Source organism: Enterococcus sp. DIV0712 (assembly GCF_050554855.1).
GTDB lineage: Bacteria > Bacillota > Bacilli > Lactobacillales > Enterococcaceae > Enterococcus > Enterococcus faecalis.
In genome coordinates this window covers 1,142,133-1,164,260 of sequence record NZ_CP187333.1, presented here as the reverse complement: position 1 = coordinate 1,164,260, position 22,128 = coordinate 1,142,133, and the positions used below count along the sequence as shown (strand labels likewise).

20 protein-coding genes are annotated in these 22,128 nt (G+C 36.5%); 6 read left to right on the top strand and 14 right to left on the bottom strand.

Going from position 1 to position 22,128, the window contains the following annotated elements:
* Window positions 1–59: 59 nt before the first annotated feature.
* The 9 genes from IGL42_RS05625 to IGL42_RS05585 all read right to left on the bottom strand — a co-directional run bounded on the left by IGL42_RS05625 (window position 60) and on the right by IGL42_RS05585 (window position 11,610).
* A complete protein-coding gene (locus IGL42_RS05625; RefSeq protein ID WP_002360426.1) occupies window positions 60–1,088 on the bottom strand; it encodes a lysylphosphatidylglycerol synthase transmembrane domain-containing protein in 1,029 nt (342 codons plus the stop codon).
* A gap of 19 nt (window positions 1,089–1,107) precedes the next feature.
* Window positions 1,108–1,374, bottom strand: coding sequence for a DUF1294 domain-containing protein (locus IGL42_RS05620; RefSeq protein WP_002360427.1), 267 nt, complete (start codon window positions 1,372–1,374; stop codon window positions 1,108–1,110).
* A 145-nt stretch (window positions 1,375–1,519) separates the two neighbouring features.
* Entirely contained in the window at window positions 1,520–2,749 is a 1,230-nt protein-coding gene (gene pepT / locus IGL42_RS05615) for a peptidase T (RefSeq protein WP_002360428.1), read from the bottom strand.
* A gap of 28 nt (window positions 2,750–2,777) precedes the next feature.
* Window positions 2,778–3,896, bottom strand: coding sequence for a Nif3-like dinuclear metal center hexameric protein (locus tag IGL42_RS05610; protein ID WP_002357732.1), 1,119 nt, complete (start codon window positions 3,894–3,896; stop codon window positions 2,778–2,780).
* Entirely contained in the window at window positions 3,880–4,596 is a 717-nt protein-coding gene (locus tag IGL42_RS05605; RefSeq protein WP_002360431.1) for a tRNA (adenine(22)-N(1))-methyltransferase, read from the bottom strand. The genes IGL42_RS05610 and IGL42_RS05605 overlap by 17 nt, the downstream gene beginning before the upstream one ends.
* A 202-nt stretch (window positions 4,597–4,798) precedes the next feature.
* Window positions 4,799–7,441 (bottom strand): alanine--tRNA ligase, encoded by a 2,643-nt coding sequence (gene alaS / locus IGL42_RS05600; protein WP_002366615.1) that lies wholly within the window; start codon window positions 7,439–7,441, stop codon window positions 4,799–4,801.
* Between the two features lie 345 nt (window positions 7,442–7,786).
* The gene (locus IGL42_RS05595) at window positions 7,787–8,470 is read right to left on the bottom strand and encodes a helix-turn-helix domain-containing protein (RefSeq protein ID WP_002381934.1); all 684 of its coding nucleotides are present in this window, start codon (window positions 8,468–8,470) and stop codon (window positions 7,787–7,789) included.
* A gap of 546 nt (window positions 8,471–9,016) precedes the next feature.
* Window positions 9,017–10,375, bottom strand: coding sequence for a DEAD/DEAH box helicase (locus tag IGL42_RS05590; protein WP_002385937.1), 1,359 nt, complete (start codon window positions 10,373–10,375; stop codon window positions 9,017–9,019).
* 53 nt (window positions 10,376–10,428) lie between these two features.
* A complete protein-coding gene (locus tag IGL42_RS05585) occupies window positions 10,429–11,610 on the bottom strand; it encodes a VanZ family protein (RefSeq protein ID WP_002357739.1) in 1,182 nt (393 codons plus the stop codon).
* Window positions 11,611–11,661: 51 nt separating this feature from the next.
* Here IGL42_RS05585 and IGL42_RS05580 point away from each other — a divergent pair, with 51 nt between their 5' ends.
* A complete protein-coding gene (locus IGL42_RS05580; protein ID WP_029656532.1) occupies window positions 11,662–12,063 on the top strand; it encodes a hypothetical protein in 402 nt (133 codons plus the stop codon).
* A gap of 60 nt (window positions 12,064–12,123) precedes the next feature.
* Here IGL42_RS05580 and IGL42_RS05575 read toward each other — a convergent pair whose 3' ends face one another.
* The 5 genes from IGL42_RS05575 to IGL42_RS05555 form a co-directional block, all read right to left on the bottom strand.
* Window positions 12,124–12,462 (bottom strand): zinc ribbon domain-containing protein YjdM, encoded by a 339-nt coding sequence (locus IGL42_RS05575; protein WP_010710414.1) that lies wholly within the window; start codon window positions 12,460–12,462, stop codon window positions 12,124–12,126.
* Between the two features lie 113 nt (window positions 12,463–12,575).
* Window positions 12,576–13,529, bottom strand: a complete 954-nt coding sequence (locus IGL42_RS05570) for a DHH family phosphoesterase (RefSeq protein WP_002357742.1) — start codon at window positions 13,527–13,529, stop codon at window positions 12,576–12,578.
* A gap of 13 nt (window positions 13,530–13,542) precedes the next feature.
* Complete coding sequence (locus IGL42_RS05565) at window positions 13,543–14,862, bottom strand: DRTGG domain-containing protein (RefSeq protein WP_002357743.1); 1,320 nt, start codon at window positions 14,860–14,862, stop codon at window positions 13,543–13,545.
* Between the two features lie 9 nt (window positions 14,863–14,871).
* Window positions 14,872–15,546, bottom strand: coding sequence for a metal-dependent hydrolase (locus IGL42_RS05560; RefSeq protein WP_002361745.1), 675 nt, complete (start codon window positions 15,544–15,546; stop codon window positions 14,872–14,874).
* Window positions 15,547–15,750: 204 nt separating this feature from the next.
* Window positions 15,751–17,184 (bottom strand): MFS transporter, encoded by a 1,434-nt coding sequence (locus IGL42_RS05555; RefSeq protein WP_002357746.1) that lies wholly within the window; start codon window positions 17,182–17,184, stop codon window positions 15,751–15,753.
* Between the two features lie 191 nt (window positions 17,185–17,375).
* Here IGL42_RS05555 and IGL42_RS05550 point away from each other — a divergent pair, with 191 nt between their 5' ends.
* From IGL42_RS05550 to IGL42_RS05530, 5 genes are all read left to right on the top strand, one after another.
* Window positions 17,376–17,726, top strand: a complete 351-nt coding sequence (locus tag IGL42_RS05550) for a helix-turn-helix domain-containing protein (RefSeq protein WP_002365589.1) — start codon at window positions 17,376–17,378, stop codon at window positions 17,724–17,726.
* A gap of 335 nt (window positions 17,727–18,061) precedes the next feature.
* A complete protein-coding gene (locus IGL42_RS05545) occupies window positions 18,062–19,183 on the top strand; it encodes a hypothetical protein (RefSeq protein ID WP_002357749.1) in 1,122 nt (373 codons plus the stop codon).
* Window positions 19,184–19,480: 297 nt separating this feature from the next.
* Window positions 19,481–19,681 (top strand): cold-shock protein, encoded by a 201-nt coding sequence (locus IGL42_RS05540; RefSeq protein WP_002357750.1) that lies wholly within the window; start codon window positions 19,481–19,483, stop codon window positions 19,679–19,681.
* Between the two features lie 155 nt (window positions 19,682–19,836).
* Window positions 19,837–21,042, top strand: coding sequence for a YdcF family protein (locus tag IGL42_RS05535; protein WP_002403198.1), 1,206 nt, complete (start codon window positions 19,837–19,839; stop codon window positions 21,040–21,042).
* Between the two features lie 16 nt (window positions 21,043–21,058).
* A complete protein-coding gene (locus IGL42_RS05530) occupies window positions 21,059–22,111 on the top strand; it encodes an AI-2E family transporter (RefSeq protein WP_002357754.1) in 1,053 nt (350 codons plus the stop codon).
* Window positions 22,112–22,128: the final 17 nt, after the last annotated feature.

Sequence of the window (22,128 nt, the reverse complement as noted above, 5' to 3'; positions counted from 1 at the left end):
GTCAATTCCTTTTAAAAAAAAAGAACGAGAAAAAGAGCGACTCTTTTTCTCGTTCTACCTTATTCATCTGTTTGACGTTTTATTTCTTCAATCTCAATGCGTAATGATTTTCGTTTCTCAATGGCGACATAAACCAAGCCAATCAAAAAGGGTAACACAAAACTACCAAATCGATACAGTAAAACAGATGCTACAGCATCAACATTGCCGACCAATGGTTTAAACAACAATAAGTAAACAAATTCAAATGGACCAATGCCAGCAGGTGTCGGAATAACTCCTGAAAGAATAACAGCAAAACTGGTAAAGGACATCACTAATAATAAATCAATATTCGGGTGATTTTCTACTAAAACAATGTAAGGAATAATGTACCAAAATAATAATTTAAATACATTCCATGAAAAGATTCGAAGCAACGCTGAGCGATCTTGTGTAATTGTTTGGACAGCTGCCCGCAAGGAATAGATTTGTAAATTACAATTATCCACCCAATCTCTTAGTTTTGGTCGTTTAAACCAACGATTGGCAAACTTAACCAATAAAACTTGCAACTTTAAGCTACTAGATAAAATAAGTAATGCTGCAATTATTACTAATGTTAAAATAACACCTGCTAAAATGAATGGAATCATCTTAGGCGCATTTTCATAAAACAGGGAAAATTGAATAATCAAACCAATAATTGCTAAAAAAATCACGGCTGCTTTGTACATAATCATATGTAATGCCGTTATCCCCACACTTTTAGAAACAGGAATTCCCTTTTTCTTATAAAAATAAATTTCTGAAAGCAAGGTTCCCGTGCCAAATGAAATAATTCGATAAAATGCTACATAACAAGAAGTAAAAAAACCATCCACTGTTGTAAAGTCTTTGTTAAAATAACGAGCTATTTCCTTGATTGAGCGCCCTTCTGCAAATTGATAAACTACTCCAAAAAAAATAACAGCAATCAGCACCAGCCAACTCGTTTCCATCAGTTGAGCAAAAATATCACTTAATGAATTATCCATGACATAAAAGATTACGCCTAAAACGATAATCATTAACAACATATTTAAGCCAATTTTTACTTTTCCTTTCATCGCTTCTCCTTTTTTGTTCTTACTTAAACGTTAGATAGATACAACTAATCATCGCGATTACGCCAATTGAATAACACAATGCAAAAACTGGTTTTTGGGTTTTATGATGAAATTTCTTTTGTCCCATTAGCCCACCTAGACCGCCACCGACAAGTCCTATCGTCAATAAGCGGCGTTCTGGAATACGCCAGTTCCCACGTTTTGCTTGTTTTTTATCATAACCCATCATACTAAACAATACTAAATTAATGACGAGGAAATAAATGATTACTATCCACTGAAGCATTCTTTCTGGCCTCCTAACTAGTTACTGTACTAGGATACCTTGTTCTGATTCTAATTGCAAAAAAATTTTCAACGACTCATGAAACTACAACAGGAAAGTAAGTTCTCGGTTGCCCGTTTTCTTACTTTCCTATTGAGTGCCTCATTTATTTTGCATTTAATTCAGCAATTTTAATAATCACATTGGTCGCTTTTTCCATGGCTTGTAATGAAACAAATTCAAAACGGCCATGCATATTTTCGCCACCAGCAAAGATATTTGGTGTTGGAATCCCTAAATAAGAAATTTTTGAGCCATCCGTTCCACCGCGAACAGGTTCAATAATTGGTTGAATTGACAATTCTTCCATTGCTTGTTTAGCAATTTCGACAATGGACATATCTTTTTCAATCACTTCTCGCATATTATAGTATTGATCAAATAAATCAACTTTGATTCGTTCTTCATCAAATGGTGCATTCAATGTTTGCTGAATTTCTTTAATTTTAGCTTTACGTGCTTCAAAAATCTCGCGATTGTGATCGCGAATAATATACGTCATTGTAGCTTCTTCTGGCGTTCCAGCAAACGCTGCTAAATGATAAAAGCCTTCTTCACCTGCTGTTTTTTCTGGAACTTCGTCAGCAGGTAAGGCATTATGGAAATCAATTCCTAATTGTAATGCATTAATCATTGTATTTTTGGCTGTTCCTGGATGAACGTTTTTCCCTTGAATTGTAATTTCTGCTTGCGCCGCATTAAACGTTTCAAATTGTAATTCACCTACTGGTCCGCCATCCATTGTATAAGCAAAATCCACGTTAAATTGAGCGACATCAAATTTGTCGGCACCTACACCAATTTCTTCGTCAGGACCGAAAGCCACACGAATGGTACCATGTTTAATTTCTGGGTGATTAATTAAATATTCCATGGCTGTCATTATTTCCGCAATACCTGATTTATCATCAGCCCCTAATAAAGTGGTACCATCTGTTGTGATAAGTGTTTCACCACGATAATTTTTTAAGTTAGGAAAGTCTTTCGTATTTAAAGTGAATTTGCCTTCTTTATCTAAAGGAATCGTTGATTCTCCGTCATAGTTCTCAACAATTTGCGGAGAAACATTCACTGCATTAAAATCAGCGGTATCCATATGGGCAATAAAGCCGATTGAACGAACGTCTTTCTCCACGTTACTAGGTAACGTAGCAATCACAAAACCATTTGTTTCGTTATAAATAACATCGCTCATTCCTAATTCTTCTAATTCTTTTTTTAAGGTTTGTGCAAAGGCTACTTGTGTTTGTGTTGATGGTGTCGTTGTGCTTGTTGCATCTGAGCGTGTTTCTGTTTTCACATAGCGTAAAAAACGAGGTAATAAATTTTCATACATAAAAGAACACTCCTTTAATCTTCATTTTTTATTTAAAACGAAATGGGTTGGTATTCGCTTCTGATTCAAAAATGGATACAGCCCACTCATTTTCTTGTTTCCATTGATTCATTAATTCCACAAGTTTTGGCTTACAAAGCGCTTCAATGTAATGACCAGGATCGATAACTGGTAAATCTTCAGCAATCATGTCATGTGCCGTATGATAATACACATCACCAGTAATATAGACATCGGCTTGTTTACGTAATGCATCATGATAGAACTTTTCACCACTTCCACCACAAATGGCTACCCGTTGAATCATTTTAGTATCATCTTTTGCAATGACCCGCAAGCCATCCAATTGGAAAGCTTCCTTGACTTGCTGTACAAAATCAGAGAGTCTCACAGGCTTGTCTAATACTCCAACCCGACCTAAACCAAATTCTTTTGATTGATTTTCAATGGTATAAACATCATACGCCGGTTCTTCATAAGGATGCGCCTGTAACATAGCTGCAAGAACTTGTTCTTGTTTAGTTTCAGGGAAAATCACTTCGATTTTTGCTTCTTGGACGACACTTTCTTGACCAATTTCGCCAATCGTGGGATTTGCTCCTTGTGTTGGTGTAAAACGTCCTGTTCCAATTAAAGAGTAACTTGTTTTAGAATAATCACCTTGAGCTCCAGCGCCAGCTAGACCTAAAGCTTCTCTCATTTGCGGAGCTTCATCAATTGGCACAAAAACGGCTAATTTTTTATAAGGAACAGTATGTGTTTTAGTTAAAAAGGTGGTCTGTTTAATTCCCAATAATTCACAAAACCAATCATTTAGCCCATTGTCAATAATATCCATATTAGTATGCGCTGCGTAAACAGCAATATCGTGTTTTAATAAATCAGCGTACATTTTTTCTTGAAAATTATCTGTGGTTAATCGCTTAACTGGGCGGAAAATAGGTGGGTGTTTCGCAATAATTAAATCAACCTGCTTCTCAATTGCTTCTGCAACGACCTCAGGACGAACATCTAAGGTAACCATCACATTTTCAATTGGTTTATCTAACGTACCAATGTGCAAGCCCACAGGATCTCCCGTTTCTGCTAACCATTCGGGACAATAGTCATTGAAGCGTCGAATCAATGTCTTACCGTTCACAGCCATTGGCCAGTACCTCCTCAATTAATTGTTGGTCTTGCTGTAGTTTTACTTGTTTTTCAATATGTTCTCCACTTGCTTTTGCTAGTTGTGCAAGAACAGTTTTGCGCTGTTTTAATTCTCGTTGCCATTTTTTAGTAAAAACCGGTCCTTGTTTTTTAATTAAAACTGGCCCAAATAGTAATTCTTGGTCCGTATAAGAAACGGATTGCTCTGTTTTTTCGGCTACGATAATTTCATACAACTTACGGTTTTCTTCCACGATTGTTTCATCAATAATACTGTAGTCGTTTGCCATTAACCAGCGGCGTAAAGTTGGTTCACCAATATTCGGTTGTAAAACAAGGCGTTCCTTCCCTGTTAAACGATTTTTTTTGCGTCCAGCTTCTAAAATATCTCGGATTAATGTGCCGCCCATTCCACAAATACTAATGACGTCTATTTGATCTTCAGGTTCAATTGCATCTAGCCCGTTCGCTAAACGTACGATAATTTTATCCGTCAAATTGGATTTACTGACTTGGGTTTTGGCAGATTGATAAGGTCCTTCTACCACTTCCCCAGCCACAGCAAAAGACAGTTTATTTTCTAACATTAAAGCAACTGGTAAATAAGCATGGTCTGAACCAATGTCTGCTAAGCGACTTCCTCTAGGGATTAAATCACCAACCGTTGCGAGACGTTTTGATAATTGATTTTCATTCATATTTTTGATTCCTCCGTTGCTTATTATACCATTGTCAATTGAAGATGAAAACTTACACATTCGTGCAATCTACTGTTTCCTCTCCTTAATCATTTATAAAAAAGAACCCCCTTCAAAATCAATTTCATAACCTTGAAGAGGGCTGTCATTATTGCTATAAAGAGCATTCTCCTTATATTAATAATAGGGAAAACATTTTTAATTAGGCATTTGCCAACCAGTTTTCAACTTCTGCTAAGGCATCCGCAATCCCTGCTGGATTTTTCCCACCAGCTTGAGCCATATCAGGACGACCACCGCCGCCACCGCCAACTTTTGGCGCAATTGCTTTGATTAAGTCACCGGCTTTTAAGCCTTTTCCGTTCATGTCTTTTGTCATAGCCGCTAACAAGCTTACTTTTTCATCTTGTGCAGTTGCTAGAACTAGTACATCAGACAATTCTTTTTGTTTCCATTGGTCAGCCAATTGGCGTAATTGATTCATGTCTTTAACATTGACTTGAGCGGCAATATAACGAACACCGTTGACGTCTTTGACATCTTTAAAAATGTCACCAGCTTGTTGGTTCGCTAATTTGCCTGCCAATTGTTCGTTTTCTTTTTGTAGATCACGTAATTGTTGTTGCAATTGCTCTGTTTTCGTAACCACTTCTTTTAATTGAGGTGATTTAACTAATGTAGCAATCTCTTTCAATTGACGTTCTTCTTCTTGTAAAAGTTGATACGCTTCTTTACTCGTCACTGCTTCAATACGGCGTACTCCTGCACCAATCCCAGATTCAGAAACAATTTTGAAAATCCCGATATCTTCTGTATTAGCAACATGTGTTCCACCACATAATTCGATAGAGTAATCCCCAATATTAACTACACGGACTTCTTTTCCATATTTTTCGCCAAATAACGCCATTGCGCCCATGTTTTTCGCTGTATCAATATCTGTTTCAATTGTGACAACAGGAATAGCTTCCCAGATTTTTTCGTTAACGATGGCTTCCATCCGCGCTAGTTCTTCTGATGTAACTTGCCCAAAATGAGTAAAGTCAAAACGTAGATGTCCTGGTGCAACTAATGAGCCTGCTTGGTTGGCATGCTCCCCTAACACATCTTTTAAAGCACGATGCAATAAATGGGTTGCCGTATGGTTTTTCAAAATACGTGTCCGCATCCGTTCGTCCACTTGCAATTGATAAATTTGGCCTTCTGCTAATGGCGCCAAAACTTCTACTTTGTGTAAAAATTGACCGTTTGGTGCTTTTTTCACATCCACCACGTTGGCAACGACTTCCCCTGCGGTATTTTTTACATAGCCGCGGTCAGCAATTTGTCCACCCATTTCAGCATAAAATGGTGTTTCAGCAAAAATTAATTCGGCTGTTCCTGCAGATGCTTCATTTACTAGTGCGTCACCTTGAATAATAACAAATAATTCACTATCATGTGTTAATTCTGTATAGCCAACAAATTTACTTTCTACTTTAATATCTGTTAATAAAGCAGATTGAACACCCATTGAAGTTTCTTTACTGCGGGCAGAACGAGCACGTTCACGCTGTGCTTCCATTTCTGTTTCAAACCCAGCATGGTCGACTTTCAATCCTTCATCTTCTGCAACTTCTTCCGTTAATTCTACGGGGAAGCCAAAAGTATCATAAAGTTTGAAGATAATTTTTCCATCTAATGTATCGCCTTTTGCATCTTTAACTTCTTTAATAACCTCATTTAACATGCTTAAACCTTCATTGATGGTTTCATGGAAACGTTCTTCCTCTGTCCGAACCACTTTTTCGATGAAGTCTTTTTGTTGTAATACTTCTGGATAGTAGCTTACCATGATTTCGCCAACAACAGGCACTAATTTGTATAAAAAGGCTTCATTAATGCCTAATTTTTTCCCGTGCATTACCGCACGACGTAATAAACGACGTAACACATAGCCACGACCTTCATTTGAAGGAAGCGCACCATCACCAATTGCAAAGGATAAAGCACGAATATGGTCAGCAATCACTTTAAAGGAAACATCCGTTTGTGGTGCATCTCCATATTTCACGTTGGTTCCTAAAGCTTCTACCGCATGAATGATTGGCATAAATAAATCAGTTTCAAAATTTGTTGGTGCATCTTGAATGATAGATACAACACGTTCCAAGCCCATGCCCGTATCAATGTTTTTATGTGGTAATGGTTCGTACGTATCTTCTGGTGTATGGTTAAATTCAGAGAACACTAAGTTCCAAATTTCTAAATAGCGTTCATTTTCGCCACCAGGATAATTTTCTGGATCATCTTCTGGAATATCTAAAAATTCTTCGCCGCGATCATAAAAGATTTCCGTATCCGGACCACTTGGACCAGCACCGATATCCCAGAAGTTATCTTCTACATCAATAATATGATCTTCAGATAAACCAACTTCATCACGCCAAATGCGTTTTGCTTCTGTATCTTTCGGATAAACAGTCACATATAATTTTTCTGGGTCAAAAGCAAGCCATTCAGCACCAGTTAAGAATTCCCAAGCCCAGTGAATCGCTTCATTTTTAAAATAATCTCCAATTGAGAAGTTCCCTAACATTTCAAACATTGTATGATGACGAGCCGTTTTCCCAACATTCTCAATATCATTTGTACGAATAGATTTTTGAGCATTCGTAATTCTTGGATTTTCTGGCACAACAGAGCCATCAAAATATTTTTTCAAGGTTGCAACACCAGAGTTAATCCATAATAATGTTGGATCGTTTACTGGTACTAAAGAAGCGCTTGGTTCTACTGAATGTCCTTTAGACTTAAAGAAGTCTAAATACATTTGGCGAACTTGACTACTTGTTAATTCTTTCATTGATTTTCCTACTTTCTATTAATAATTAACTATTTATATTTTGTACCCTCTTAAGTGGCAGATTGTGAACACAAAAAACACCATTGCAGTCAAGGACGATTGCTCGCGGTACCACCTTGATTGCAATGATGTTGGATCATTACCTCTTAAGCTCTATAACGCAGAGTCGCGTTGATATTTCTATCAAGTCCATCTAAAGGGAGCAAGTAAATTTATCTGATGCCCTTCTCTCAGCAATGAACGGCTTTCTGTGATCAAAATAAGATTACTCATATCCTTTAGCTTATAGTCAAAAGTATAAGAAAAATCTGCTAAAAAGTCAATTGTTTTCGTAGGAATCTTTCCTTACTGAGCTGTTTCAAATAACGTTTGCTCTAAATAAGGCAAAATTTGTTCATTTATTTGATACCCTTTTCCCCAAGAGGTTGTAATAATCTCTTCGTTCATACCTGCATCACTAAATTTTTGTTTCACTCGTTTACATACGAAAGACAGCTGCGATTTTGTAGAAGCATCTGGTTCTTTCTGCCAAAGTAAGCGACAAATTTGATCACGATCCAACCCTTCGTGGGCATGCTGATACAAGATTTTTAAAAAGCGTTGCTCGTTTTTTGTAAAGCGAATCTTTTTTACTTGGTCATCAAGTAGCTCGGCTGTTACTTCGGCAAAACTTTGATCGACAGTGTCAATTTTTTCACGAATATCTTCCAATGAATCTTTGAGGCCTAACCACCGGATAATACCTCTTTCCTGCCAAATCTCTGCTTCACGTTTATTACACATCGATTGTGAACGTCGATAAATCGGCTTCTCTAACGATGAAAGACTTCCTAATAATCTCAAGCAATCGTTCTGAGAAAGTGTTTCGCTTAATACAATTGCATCAAAATAATTAAAAAAAGTTAACTCATGTTCTATAGTTTCTTCACAGCAGTTCGTACAAAAGACTTCATAATTTAAATGTTGTAATTGCTGCTGAAATGTTTGCTCAACTAAAATGTTCTTTGTTAATACCAAAATCCTTCTCATTTCTTCTTTCCTCCTAGAACTCTTTCTGCTACCAATAACTAAACGCACCAATCAAAATACGTTACCAAATCGCGTGTTTTCTCCATCGATTGGTTAATAAACACCTTTTTATCTTCATCTCTCTTCGCTCCTTTATTCTTTATTTTGGTGGTTATTTATATTATATTAGAAAATGATTTTTTTTGTGTGTAAAATTTTTTTATCCTCCGTAAAAAAAAATGAATTTCCTTTAATATCAACTAATAAAGCTGATTTTTTAACAAAAAAAGTGCCGAAACTTCCTACTTTTTGCTAAAACACGCCAAAAATTCTGTAATTTTATTATTTTTTTCTCGAGAAAACATCAAAATGTTGATGTTTAACACTAACATTTTGATGTTTTCGACAAAAATCTTTACAATTAATCGGTAATTTTCTCTACTTTTAACGATAACTACTTTTAAAAAAGAGTTATTTTAAAAGTGACTTAAATATTTATCATATAAAAAGTAAGGGACTAAAATCTTTACGATTCTAGTCCCTTACTTTTTATAATCCACAACGTTTTTAGTTAGAAGAATTCTTTTTTGCTTTCCTAGCAGAACGATCTTTTTGACGACGTTCAATTTTACGTTTTTTCTTATTGCTGTCTTCAATTGCCCAATTAATTTTTTTCTTGTATCCTGGTTTAATTTTTTTCTTTTTCTTTTTCACTAAACCAATTAACGTTGGGTCTAATTCTTCTCGAGATTTTTCTCGTTTTGTTCGACGATTACGATCATACGTCTCTACAATCTCACCATTTTTAATTTCTTTTGGTTTGAAAGAAACACCTAACTGCTCAATCTGAGTAATCGCTTCATCATCTGCTGGTGAATATAATGTTATGGCAGTCCCATTCAATCCATTACGTCCTGTGCGGCCAACCCGATGGATAAAGAAGTCCAATTCATGTGGAACTTCTGCATTGATGACATGTGAAACCCCTTCAATATCAATCCCACGTGCGGCTAAATCAGTAGCTACTACATATTGGTAGTCAAGATTTTGAACTTGACGCATCACACGTTTTCTTTCGCGTGGTGTAATGTCTCCATGAATTTTGGCAACTTTTAGGCCCTGATCTTTTAAGTAATCGGTGATTTCATCAACTCTTTGTTTAGTATTTGCAAAAACAATCGCTAAATAAGGATGCCCGATAGTCAATAATTGATAAATTATTTGATTGCTGTTTTTTCCTTTGGTGGAAATCAACCAATTGTCAATTGTTTCTGAAATAACTGCTTTTGGTTTGATATGTTCAATCACTGGATTTTCTAAATATTTTTTTAAAAATGGTCGTAATTTTTCTGGAATGGTTGCAGAAAAAACGAGCATTTGTAATTTTTCTGGCAAACGACCGGCAATTTGATCGACTTCTGCTAAAAAGCCCATATCTAATGTCATGTCTGCTTCATCGACAACAAAGGCAAAAGCCGTATGCACTTTCAAGGCTTGTTCATTCATCATATCTAAAATACGCCCTGGTGTACCAATCACCACATGAGGTTGCTGATGCTTTAATTTATTTAATTGACGTTGTTTATCTGTTCCGCCAACAAAATTTGACACTCGAATTTCTGGTTGACTGAAACGAGCCAGTTGCTGCGCTTCTTGATAAATTTGATTGGCTAATTCACGACTAGGCGCAGTAATCACAATTTGTACTTCGTCGATAGTTGGCTTAACTTTATCCATTAATGGAAGTAAAAAAGTATGCGTCTTTCCACTTCCTGTTTGCGATTGTCCAATGACACTTTTCCCTTTCTTAATGATTGGGATTAATTTTTCTTGGACTTCTGTTGGTTCTTCAAACCCTTTTTCTGCGAGTGCTTCGTTGATAAAAGGTTGAAATTGAAATTGTTTAAATGAAGGCACTTGCCTCACCTCTTCTCGTTAAATTCTTTATGCACTTTGGCATTATAACACAAAAACAACTTTTACTCACCTGCTGATTCCTTTGTTTTCGCAACTTCTAATGTACTGACTGTATAAGTGTGGCTGGCTTTTTCATAAAACAAACGCCGTTTTTTACGAATCAAGGTTAACAAAACGTTGATCAAAAATAGTAAATATAAAATTAAACAGAACAAATACAGAAGCAACGACACCATTTGCAACATCCGATTAGAAGAATTCAATAAATCAGTGGCATTAGCTAGATAAATACTAATTAAACCATACACAAAATACAAATAACCGTAGCGAACAAACAAAGCTTTTAAACGAATTTTTTCATGTCCTGTTTCAACCACCCGAATGCGAACAACTTTTTTCCCTAACGTTTGACCATTTGTCAGTTTCATCATGACAATAAAGACCGCAAACACCATGATAAAGAACCACATCCGATCTGAAAAAATCGGATAATTGGTTGCCCAATTTTTATAAGCTGGAATGAAATTTAGTCCAAAAACGAGCAGGCCTTGCACAAAGCCAATCACCAACCAATCAATTCCCCATGCAAAGAAACGTCTTAACAGGCTAACTGTCTGCCCTTTTTCATAAGAGGTGGCATCAATTTCTTCTCTTGTTGGCAATAAAAAGGTAAAGAGCGGCGTCAACCAATAACCAACTATGCCTCCGACGGTATTATTAATTAAATCATTGACATCCGCCAAGCGATACGAACGTGGATAAATAAAATAAAGGCCAGATAACTGTGTTAATTCAAAAAATAATGACAATAAAAAACTCGCAAGAACTGTTTTTAAAAATGAACATTTGAAATAATACCGTAAATACACACCAAAAGGTAAAACTAATAAAACATTAAACAGTGGTTCTAAAACGGCATGCTGTTTTAATGCTGGCAAATACGTACTAGGATCTTTGAGCGAAAAAACAGTTTCGTTTAAAATCCCTGAAATAAAATGAAAAGGCCGCAGTTCCATTGTTGGTCCTGTGTATTGAGCCACTTCTGCCCGAGATGGCAACGGTAAAATTACCAAGAAATAGGCACATAATAAATAAAAAACAAATGAATACAAAATCATTGCTCGTGTCCAAACAAATGAACCATATTTGCGGTATTCATAGATTAATAATGCCCCAGAAATAAAAAATGCTAGAAACGGGAAAATAATGATTGCCCATTTAATTGGTTCGCTATATACTGCCATAAAAATTCCTCCAAGATAAACAATTTCAAGTATGAATGCCTCAATAACACTATACTTGTTTCTAAAAAATGTACCAACAATAAATTTTATTTTGCAAATCCTCTCCTTTGCAGTATCATTAAGAAAAAGGAGGACGTTCTCATGTTACAGCCATATTTTGCGTTTGGAGTGCCGCTATTTTTACTTGTGCTCTACTTACTCTTTGCACTGATTCACCGTCAAACAACGATTCATTATTTACGGTTTATTTTGTTACTTATTTCAACATTTCTCATGGTTTTTAGTTTCCAAGTATTGCAAGAATCATGGACCATCAACCCTGAAACGTTAAAAGATGCCGCTTATTCTCCGCAATGGTTATGGATTCCTTTAGGTATCGGGTTAATCCTCACACTTTACAACGCTTGGCACGGCCTTCGTACAATGATAAAATACAAGACCGATAAACATTAGTAAGAGTCTAGGACGATGGTTGTGTCCTAGACTCTTACTGTCTCATCATTCAAATGAAATTTAATTTTTCTTAACAAACTCTGATTTTAACTTCATTGGACCAAAACCATCTACCTTACAATCGATGTTATGATCACCTTCCACTAAACGAATGTTTTTCACTTTTGTGCCTTGTTTAATTGCGCCACTGGCACCTTTAACTTTCAAATCTTTGATTACAGTAACACTGTCACCATCCGATAAAAGATTGCCATTTGAATCCTTAACTACTAAGCCTTCTTCTGCAACTTCTTCTGTTGGTGACCATTCATGACCGCATTCTGGACAAATAAATAATCCGCGATCTTCATAGGCATATGCCGACCCACATTCAGGGCAGTTTGGTAATTGCTCTGTCATTAACGTTCTCCTTTGTAAAAAATAATTCTTTTTCATTTTACCTTATTTTCTAGTGAATGAAAAGTAGGCCTAATGATTTATCAACGTCCGATAACTACTTTCTAATTACTTATTTATTTTTGAGCCCACTCTTGGCAAGCTGCTTGGATTTCTTGGTAAATCACTTCAATTTCAGCCGCATCACGGGCATTAGCGCCACTTGCCAAAGGATGGCCGCCGCCATGATGTTTTTTAGCAATTGTATTAATGATTGGTCCTTTGGAACGTAACCGAACGCGATAATAACCTTCCGGCTGTTCAACAAAGATTGCCCATGAGAGAACATCTTCAATTTTTCCTGGCATTGAAACAATGGCTGCCGTTTCAGAATCGACAATATCATAACTGTTTAAAATACTTTGTGGTAAAACGACACGAGCAGCGCCATTTGCGTCGATTTCTAAATTTTGATAAATATAACCCGCTAATTTAGCAACCTTTAAAGGCATTTGGTCTAACTCACGATTTAAGTCTGCGGCATTAAAGTTAAACGTACGCAATTGCGCAGCGACAGCGAGTGTATGCGCCGAAGTGGAAGGATAAAGAAAACGTCCTGTATCCCCCACAATCCCAGCATACAATAAACGAGCTGCATTATCTGTCATCGTTAATTCTGCTAAATGCTGTTGCCAAAAATCAACAATAATTTCACTACAACTACTTGCATTTGTATTCACCCAAACTAAATCTCCATAGGGTTCATCATTCGGATGATGATCGATTTTAATTAATTGATCGCCTAAAGAAAAACGCGCATCACTAATTCGTGGAGCATTTGCAGTATCTGTTACAATGACTAATGCACCTCGATAGACATCGTCAGTAATAACGTCCATTTCAGCTAAAAACTCTAAGCCTTCCACTGGTCCGCCTACTTGATAAATATTTTTTTCAGGAAAGCTCGCTCTTAAGAGTTCTGCTAACCCAACCTGTGAGCCAATCGCATCTGGGTCGGGCCTTTGATGTCTATGAATAATAATTGTTTCATATTGTTTAATTGCTGCCATAATTTCTTTTACTACGTCCATTCTTTGTAGCCTCCTACGTTCTCTCCATCACTTGGCAAACAACAATTGCTTTTGCCACAATGACATTTTCTAAATAAACTTCAATATCTAATTTTGCAGAGCGACGACCAATTTCTAAAATCCGTGGACGAATGTCCAATTCACTTTCCAACTGGATTAGCCGCAAATAATGTAGATTCACTTGTTCAATTAGTACATTTCTTTTTTGATTCATCAACATTGTTCGTTGTGTCACGTTAGAAATAATTTCACTTAGGACACCGAACGAGATAGTACCAACACTGTTAACCATTTGGGGCGCAACCGAAAAACGAAAACGGGTTGTTTCTTTGCCATTTTCTTCAACAGGCATCACTTCCCCGGAAATTTGATCTGAAATTGTGTCTGCAATTTGTGGTTGTCGTTGCACCAATTGCATAGCTTTCATCACATCTTGGCGAGAAACAATTCCAACAAGCGCTAAATCATCTTCCACCACCGGCATGACTTCTAGACCATCCCAAATCATTTGATGACTGACACTCGCTACACTCATCATCTTTTTCACAACATTGGGGTCCTTTGTCATGACTTTATCCACGGTTAAATGTTCACTTTTACCAATGACATCTTTGGCTGTGACAATCCCCACTAAACGTAATTTCTTATTTACTACTGGGAAACGAGAATGATGGGTACTTTCAGATAATGCCTGATAATCTGCAATCGTTTGAGTTGTCAACAAATAATTGGTTTTTTCAAGCGCTGTATAAATATCACTGACGAGTAAAATGTCTTTTTTAATCAGCTGATCACTTAAAGCACGGTTAATCATAGTAGCCACAGTAAATGTATCATATGTGGTTCTCAAGACAGGCATACCCAGACGATCTGCTAACTGCGCAATCTCTTCAGATGTTTCAAATCCACCTGTAATTAAAACGGCTGCCCCATTTTCTAAAGCAAGCTTTTGCACGCCTTGGCGGTTACCAACAATCATTAAGGATCCGGGAGTAATATATCGCGTCATCGCGGTTTCTGTCATCGCACCAATTACAAATTTATTAAGGACTTTGTCTAGACCAGAGCTACCGCCTAACACATCCCCTTCAATAATCCGGACCACTTCACCAAATGTTAATTTTTCAATATGTTTTTTTAACTTCCGCTCAATTCGTATCGTACCAACACGTTGAATGGTGGAAACAAGCCCAATATTTTCTGCATCTTTGATGGCCCGATACGCTGTTCCTTCACTAACACTTAAACTTTTGGCAATGCTTCGAACAGAGATTCGATCGCCAATTGGTAATTCTTCAATATGTTTTAAAATTTGATCATGTTTCGTCGCCATAATTTCCTCCTAAACTAGGATCGTCTCTCCTGGGTTTAATACTTTCCCGCCAACTACTTGCTCTACGAATATTGCTGGATTTTGTTGGATAACAGGAAAGGTATTGTAATGAATTGGAATGGTTATTTCGGGATTTAAGTAAGAGACTGCTTCTAGCGCATCCTCTGGTCCCATCGTGTAATTATCACCAATTGGTAAGAACGCTACATCAATGGATTTGTCTTTTGCAAAAAGGCGCATATCTGAAAACAACGCCGTATCACCAGCGTGATAAATTTTTTTATCTTCTGCTTCTAAAATAATCCCACTTGCTTCGCCCATGTAGGTCATTACGCCGTCTATTTCATAACCGGAACTATGCAAAGCTGGCACAAATTTAACCGAACCAAAAGGAAAGACATAACGCCCACCTAGATTCATTCCATGCGCTTTTACCCCTTGCGACTGTGCATACGTAGCCACTTCAGCTATCGCAATAATCGTTGCCTTGTTGGCTTGAGCAATTGCTAGCATATCGCCAATATGATCGCTGTGTCCGTGGGTGATTAAGATGTAATCAGGGTGTAAATCTTCAAGTGAAACGTCCGCTAAAGGGTTGCCATTAATAAAAGGATCAAATAAAAGGTTCGTGCCGTCGTTTAGACGAATTTCAATACATGAATGTCCATGTCCTATCAGTTCCATTTGTATTCCTCCTACGGTATTTTCTACACACTCTTATGATAATTAATCGTCAAATTCATTCTTAAAAGTAGTACAGTTTAGTACAGTTTACTTTCTTTATTGTAACAGAGAATTAGAAATATACAATCGCATTTGCTTATTTTCTTAGCTAGTAAAGAAACAGACGAGAAAAATCATGAATCTTTCTCGTCTGCTTCTTTTTACTTATTTGGTTGTTTTCCGAAAACGTAAAATCGTTAATATAAAGGCCGCCACACATAATAGAAAGGCGACAAAAAAGGTTTCACGCATTCCCACAATAAATATATCTGGGCGATTAGCCAGATACGTGGTTACTCGTTCACCATAGGCTTCGCTCATACCACGATATAAAATGGTCGTTGACAACGCAATCCCAATGACCATTCCTAAGTTTCTAGCAAAAGAATTCATACTTCCTGCTACACCTAAATCTTGCTTTTCAACACTGCTCATAACCATTGTATTGTTTGGAGACTGGAAAAGTGCATTTCCCAAACCCATAATGGCCGTTGCAATCACATAATACCAGATGGGCGAGTTCATATCTAAAAACATATACATTAACGACGTACAGCACAAAAGCAACAATCCGCCAAATGTTAAAATACCTGGGCCAATTTTATCCGTCAAATAGCCACTCAGAGGAGCCCCAACCACCATTAATAACGGAAATACCATCATTAATAGACCAGCATAACTAGCACTTAGTTTGCGTGCATCCTGCAAATAAAATGGAATGACAACATTTACAAAAAAGTTTGAGGCAAAAATTAAAACGGCGGACAATAAACTTAAAGTAAAAATTTTGTTTTTAAAAATTGCGAACTTAATAAGTGGGCTTTTTCTTTTTCGTTCAACCATTATAAATAATCCTAATGCGATTACTGCAATAATGAACAATAAATAGGATTGTAACGAGCCAAACCCGCTCTCTTGTCCGAGGAAAATCCCGCCGAAGAACGTCATAATCGCAATGGCAATACAAGCAAATCCTGAAAAATCGATTTTTTCTTTTGTTTTTGTAATATCTTTTGGTAGGAACTTTTCGCCAATTAAAATTGTAACTAGCCCCACGGGAACATTAATCCAAAAAATATACGACCAAGAAAAGTTTGATAAGATCAATCCACCAATCCCAGGACCAGCAATCGCGCCTAAAGAGACAAAGGCACCTACTGCACCAAGCGCCCGCCCTCTTTCATTTAAAGGGAATACTTCCGTAATAATTCCTGAATTGGTCGCCATGGTCATGCTAGCACCAATACTTTGAACGACTCGCGCAAATAATAGAAAGCTCAGCGATTGATTAAAGCCACAAAGTAACGAACCAATCGTAAAAATAACCGTGCCAATTCGATAAACTTTTATTTTTCCAAAACTGTCGCCAATTTTTCCAAATAATAATAAACAAGCACAGACAACCATTAAATAAATAGATACGACCCATTCCGCTTGATTCATGGGTACGGACATTTCTTTTGAAATAGTCGGTAAAGCAATATTTACAATGCTGGAATCTAATGTAGACATGAAGGTAAACATAGCCACAGAAACTAAGATCCACCAACGATTTTTCTGCACTTCAGAATCCTCTTGGTAACTTTTAATTTTCTCCATTGATTCATCCCCTCTCGCTCCAAAACAGTTTACTTACTAATAATAACTCTATTTCTTCTTTTTTTCATCGGAAATTTTCTAAAAAATCACTCATGAGATGTTCACCTTCTTATTACACGCTCGCAATTGACAACCATTCGCTTTTACGCTAATTTGAAATTAGCAAACGGAAAACACAAGGAGGACTTGAAATGACCTTAATTTCTCGCATTAAACAATTAGCTCAGTCAAGGCAACTAACCCTCGCCCAATTAGAAAGAAACGTCGGCATTTCCAATGGACAAATTCGTCGTTGGGATACCTCTTCGCCTAAAGTAGAGAATCTTTTAAAAATAGCAGACTATTTTTCTGTCTCCTTGGACTATTTAATGGGCCGCACCCAACAAACAGAGATCAATCATCAGGCACCTATGACAAGCACACAAAAAGAGTTACATATTCACATTACTACGGAAGAGTTAACAGAAGAAGAAATTACTCAGTTAGAGGAAGAAGCAAATCGTTTCTTGCGGTTCCGTAAATTTGAAATGACAAATTCTTAAAGAACGTTCACTTCTCCTAGTCATTGATAGCAAAAACTAGAACCTAAACAAAAAAAACCACCACGACCGTCGTCTGTGGTGGAAATGAAGGTTGTTATTTACTCTTGGTAGGAGTAAGTATGAAAAAACCAATTCGGGATAATTGGCATAACGTAAGTATAGTAGTTTGTGCCTTTTTTATCATGAGTTTCAGCTATATTTTTTATAAAACTTTTATTAGAACACCATTAACAGTCCTTTATTTAAATTCTTTAAAGCGTTTTCTTTTATTGAACATATTGTTTTAAACATTCGATTTCCTGTGCTACACTTACTTTTAGAAGGGGGATTTTATTATGGCAAATCAAAAAAAAGATAGCTTATCAACATTATTTTCTGAAGAAGTTCATGGACCGTTTGTTACTTTCTTGTTTAACACCCATGTCGCTCATCAAAACGTAGAAAAAGATTCGCTTGTTTTGAAAAATTTTGCAAAAGCGGCAAAAACACGCTTTGAAAAAAAATTTCCTGAGGAAAAATGGGCTGTTTTCCAAGAAAAAATTGACGCACTTCTAGCTGATGCTTCCTTCTGGCGCAACGGCACAGCAAGTGTTTCAATCATCTTATCTCCAGAGAACACCTTTGTTCAACGATTAGATGTGCCCGTTGACGATCAATATTACGTGGACACGATTCCTTATTTACTTGGACTAGTCAAAGACAAACAATTTAACTACCATTATTACCTACTTGCTCTAAATCGTGATTCAATGAAACTTTACAAGGTCGATCATACGACTGTGACTCCTGTTGAATTGCCTAAAGATGCACCAACAGACGTGGTCACAGCTTTAGGTGATGAATTAACGGGTGGTAATTTAAACTTTTCAACTCAAGGTAGTTCTAACGGTTCTAAAGAAGGTGTCGCTTATCATAGCATCAATACTAAAGATAAAGAAGTTGAAATTGATTGGGTGAACTACTATCAAGCAGTCGATACTTTCTTAAAAGATCAACTGGATAATCCTGAAAAATTACCGCTTTATCTTTATGCTTTACCAGAAAACCAAACACTCTTTAAAAAGATTGCTAAAAATCCTTATTATGATTGCTCAATTTCAGTTGCTGCTTCACCTGCACAAGCAACCATTCAAGATATCCGCAGCGCTAGTGAAAAAATAGCTGCAGAGTTAACAGAAAAAGAAACAGCTTCTTATAACAAATTACTAGATCGTAAATTCTTAGATCAATTTACAGATATTTCGCCAGCGGCAGCTGACGGCAAAATTTCCCATCTTTTTATTGCAACGTCACTCTTTGTTACTGAAAACAATGAAATGTCATCTGAAGAGTATGATCGTCGCAAACTTTTAAACACCATTGCTTACCAAGTCATTCAAAACGGCGGTCAAGTTTTTGTTTTAGACCAAAAAGCTGCACCAGATGAAAAATCTTTAGCGGCTATCCTCCGTTATTAAAAACAGGCAAAAAGCCCATTGTAAGAAAGCGCCTTACAATGGGCTTTTTTTCTGAGCCTTATTGAAACAGCACTATAACAGCCTTATCTTCACTTTCTAGTTTTTAAAAAACATCCGATAAAAAAGAAAATAAGGTTATCGCTATACAAAAACCAGTTAGTATGCTATAGTAATAGATGTAGTTTTTGTTCGGTAATATGGGTAGCTGTTTCAAATAAACATCTTCCACATTTTTCACCTTTCAAGTAATTGCAAAATATGAATGTGTTATAACACACATCTAGGAGGATATTTATTATGGAAACAGGTACAGTAAAATGGTTTAACTCAGACAAAGGCTTTGGCTTCATCACTGCAGAAAACGGAAACGATGTATTCGTACATTTCTCAGCTATCCAAGGTGACGGCTTCAAAACTTTAGAAGAAGGTCAAGCAGTAACTTTCGAAATCGAAGAAGGTCAACGTGGCCCTCAAGCAACTAACGTTACTAAAGCTTAATTAAACAATACTGACTCAAAAACCTGACGTTAATCGTCAGGTTTTTTTTATAAAAAAAAGAACAAGAAAACTTTCTGAAACTAAGTGCTTCCTCTATTTTTTTTGAAGAGTTTTCGTTATACTGAAGAGGAAAAATGTTTTAAAGGAGTTTATTTATGCAATTTTATGGTGATTTAACCTTTTTAGGTGTTTATTTATTGGGTCTCTTTTTCATTCCCTCGTGGCGGAAAAAGAAAAAAGAACACGATTGGTTGCCGTGGATGTTTGGCTGGACTGTCTTTATGTTCTTCTCATATGTTTTATATTTAGAAATCATTCGTGGCACAGCCTTCTTTTTAATTCCCATTGCTTTTTTTGGCTTGTTTGCGCTCTTCTACTTCAAAGAAAAAAGGCGTTTACTGAATGGAACATTATTTAATATTTTTCTTGTGGTTCTAGCGACTTATTTAGGGATTACTGCGATTCGTACAAACAACTACTTTCTAATCACCTTAGCAATTATTGCCCTGCTGGCAATTTTTATCGCTTTGGCTTTAGGACTCTATGCCTTAATTATTTTCCTCTATTGGAATGCGGTCGTTGTTATGAGAAAAGAAGGTCGGTCTCTAGGGAACTTGTTGACGTTGTTGCTGGCAATTGGCTTAACATTACTATTAATTTATAATTTCTTTTTTCAATCGTTGTTACCAACGTGGCTCTCCTTACCATTAACTATCGCGCCATTTATTTTGACTTATTTCGCGTTTGTTTTTTATAATTTTTTAACTGTTTCTACGTTGTATCAATTTAATCAGCCAAGATATACACAGGATTATATTGTTGTGTTAGGTTCGGGGTTAATCAATGGTGAGATTGTGCCGCCGTTATTGCAAGCCCGCATCAACAAAGCCATTCAATTTTACAAGGCTCAAAATCGCGCAACGTTAAATCCACCAAAAATCGTCATGTCTGGTGGCCAAGGTCCCGATGAATTACTTCCTGAAAGTGTCGCGATGAAAATGTATGCTTTGACACAAGGTATTCCTGATGATGATATTTTAGTAGAAGCTCATTCAAAAAACACACTAGAAAATATGCGTTTTTCCAAAGAAACAATGATTGAGGATTTTGGAAATGCTAATTTCCAAGCCATTTTTACTACAAACAATTATCACCTTTTCCGAGCGGGTCTTTTCGCTCGAATGGCTGGCTTAAAAGCTGATGGCATTGGTGCAAAAACCGCTTTTTATTTTTTACCTAACGCGTTTATTCGAGAGTTCATCGCCATTGTAGTGATGTACAAACGCCGCCATATTATTGTTTGCGGCCTAGCTGCCATCGGTATGGTTATGTTATTCTTAACAGGATTGATTATTCAGTAAAGAAGGAGTTTCCCCTATGAGTTTGTATCAAAAATTTATTCAAAATGAACGTTTGCGACGTTTTTGCGTCCTTGCTTTGATTATTTTTGTGCTTTATTTATCCAGAAGTATGATTACAACAATTCTTTTAACATTTATCTTTACCTATTTAGCTGTTCGTTTGGTCCATTTTGTTCAACGCTATATGAAAATCCCGACGATTGTCATCGTTCTCTTAACCTATGCATTGGTTGTTTTTCTAATCTATTTAGCGATTACTAAATATGTTCCCGTTCTAGTTAACCAAACGACTCAAATGATTAATTCTGTAGTTGATTTTTATCAAAGTCCACATACAGATACAAATCAAGTATTGCAATTTATTGATCAATACTTGGAAAAATCTAACTTACTCTCTCAACTCCAGAATGGTGCTTCAATGATTTTACGCTACATTCAAGATATTGGCGCTGTCGGCTTATCATTTGTCATGTCCTTTATTTTAAGTTTCTTCTTTATGATTGAGAAGAAGCAAATGGCTGATTTTTCTAAGTTATTTTTAAAAAGTGATTTTGATTGGTTTTTTCAGGATATCTATTATTTTGCCAACAAGTTCGTCAACACATTTGGTGTCGTAATGGAAGCTCAGTTTTTCATTGCTGTGGTGAATACAGTCATTACTACCTTGGCCTTGGCGATAATCGGCTTTACTCAGTTACCTAGTTTAGCCATTATGATCTTCATTTTGAGCTTAGTCCCAGTTGCTGGTGTGATTATTTCCTGCATTCCGCTAAGTTTCATCGCTTATTCCCAAGGTGGCTTGAACGATGTGATTTATATCTTAGCTTTAATTACAATCGTTCATTTATTTGAATCTTACGTGCTAAATCCTAAATTCATGTCTAGTAAAACAGAGTTACCAATCTTTTATACGTTTGTCATTTTATTAGTTAGTGAGCGTCTCTTTGGTGTATGGGGACTTATTGTAGGAATCCCTGTGTTCACTTTCTTCTTAGATGTCTTAAAAGTAAAACCAATTCGTGGCCTGAAACGTCTACCTAATGTGAAAAAAAATAGTTCAGCAGAATAATTTCTGCTGAACTATTT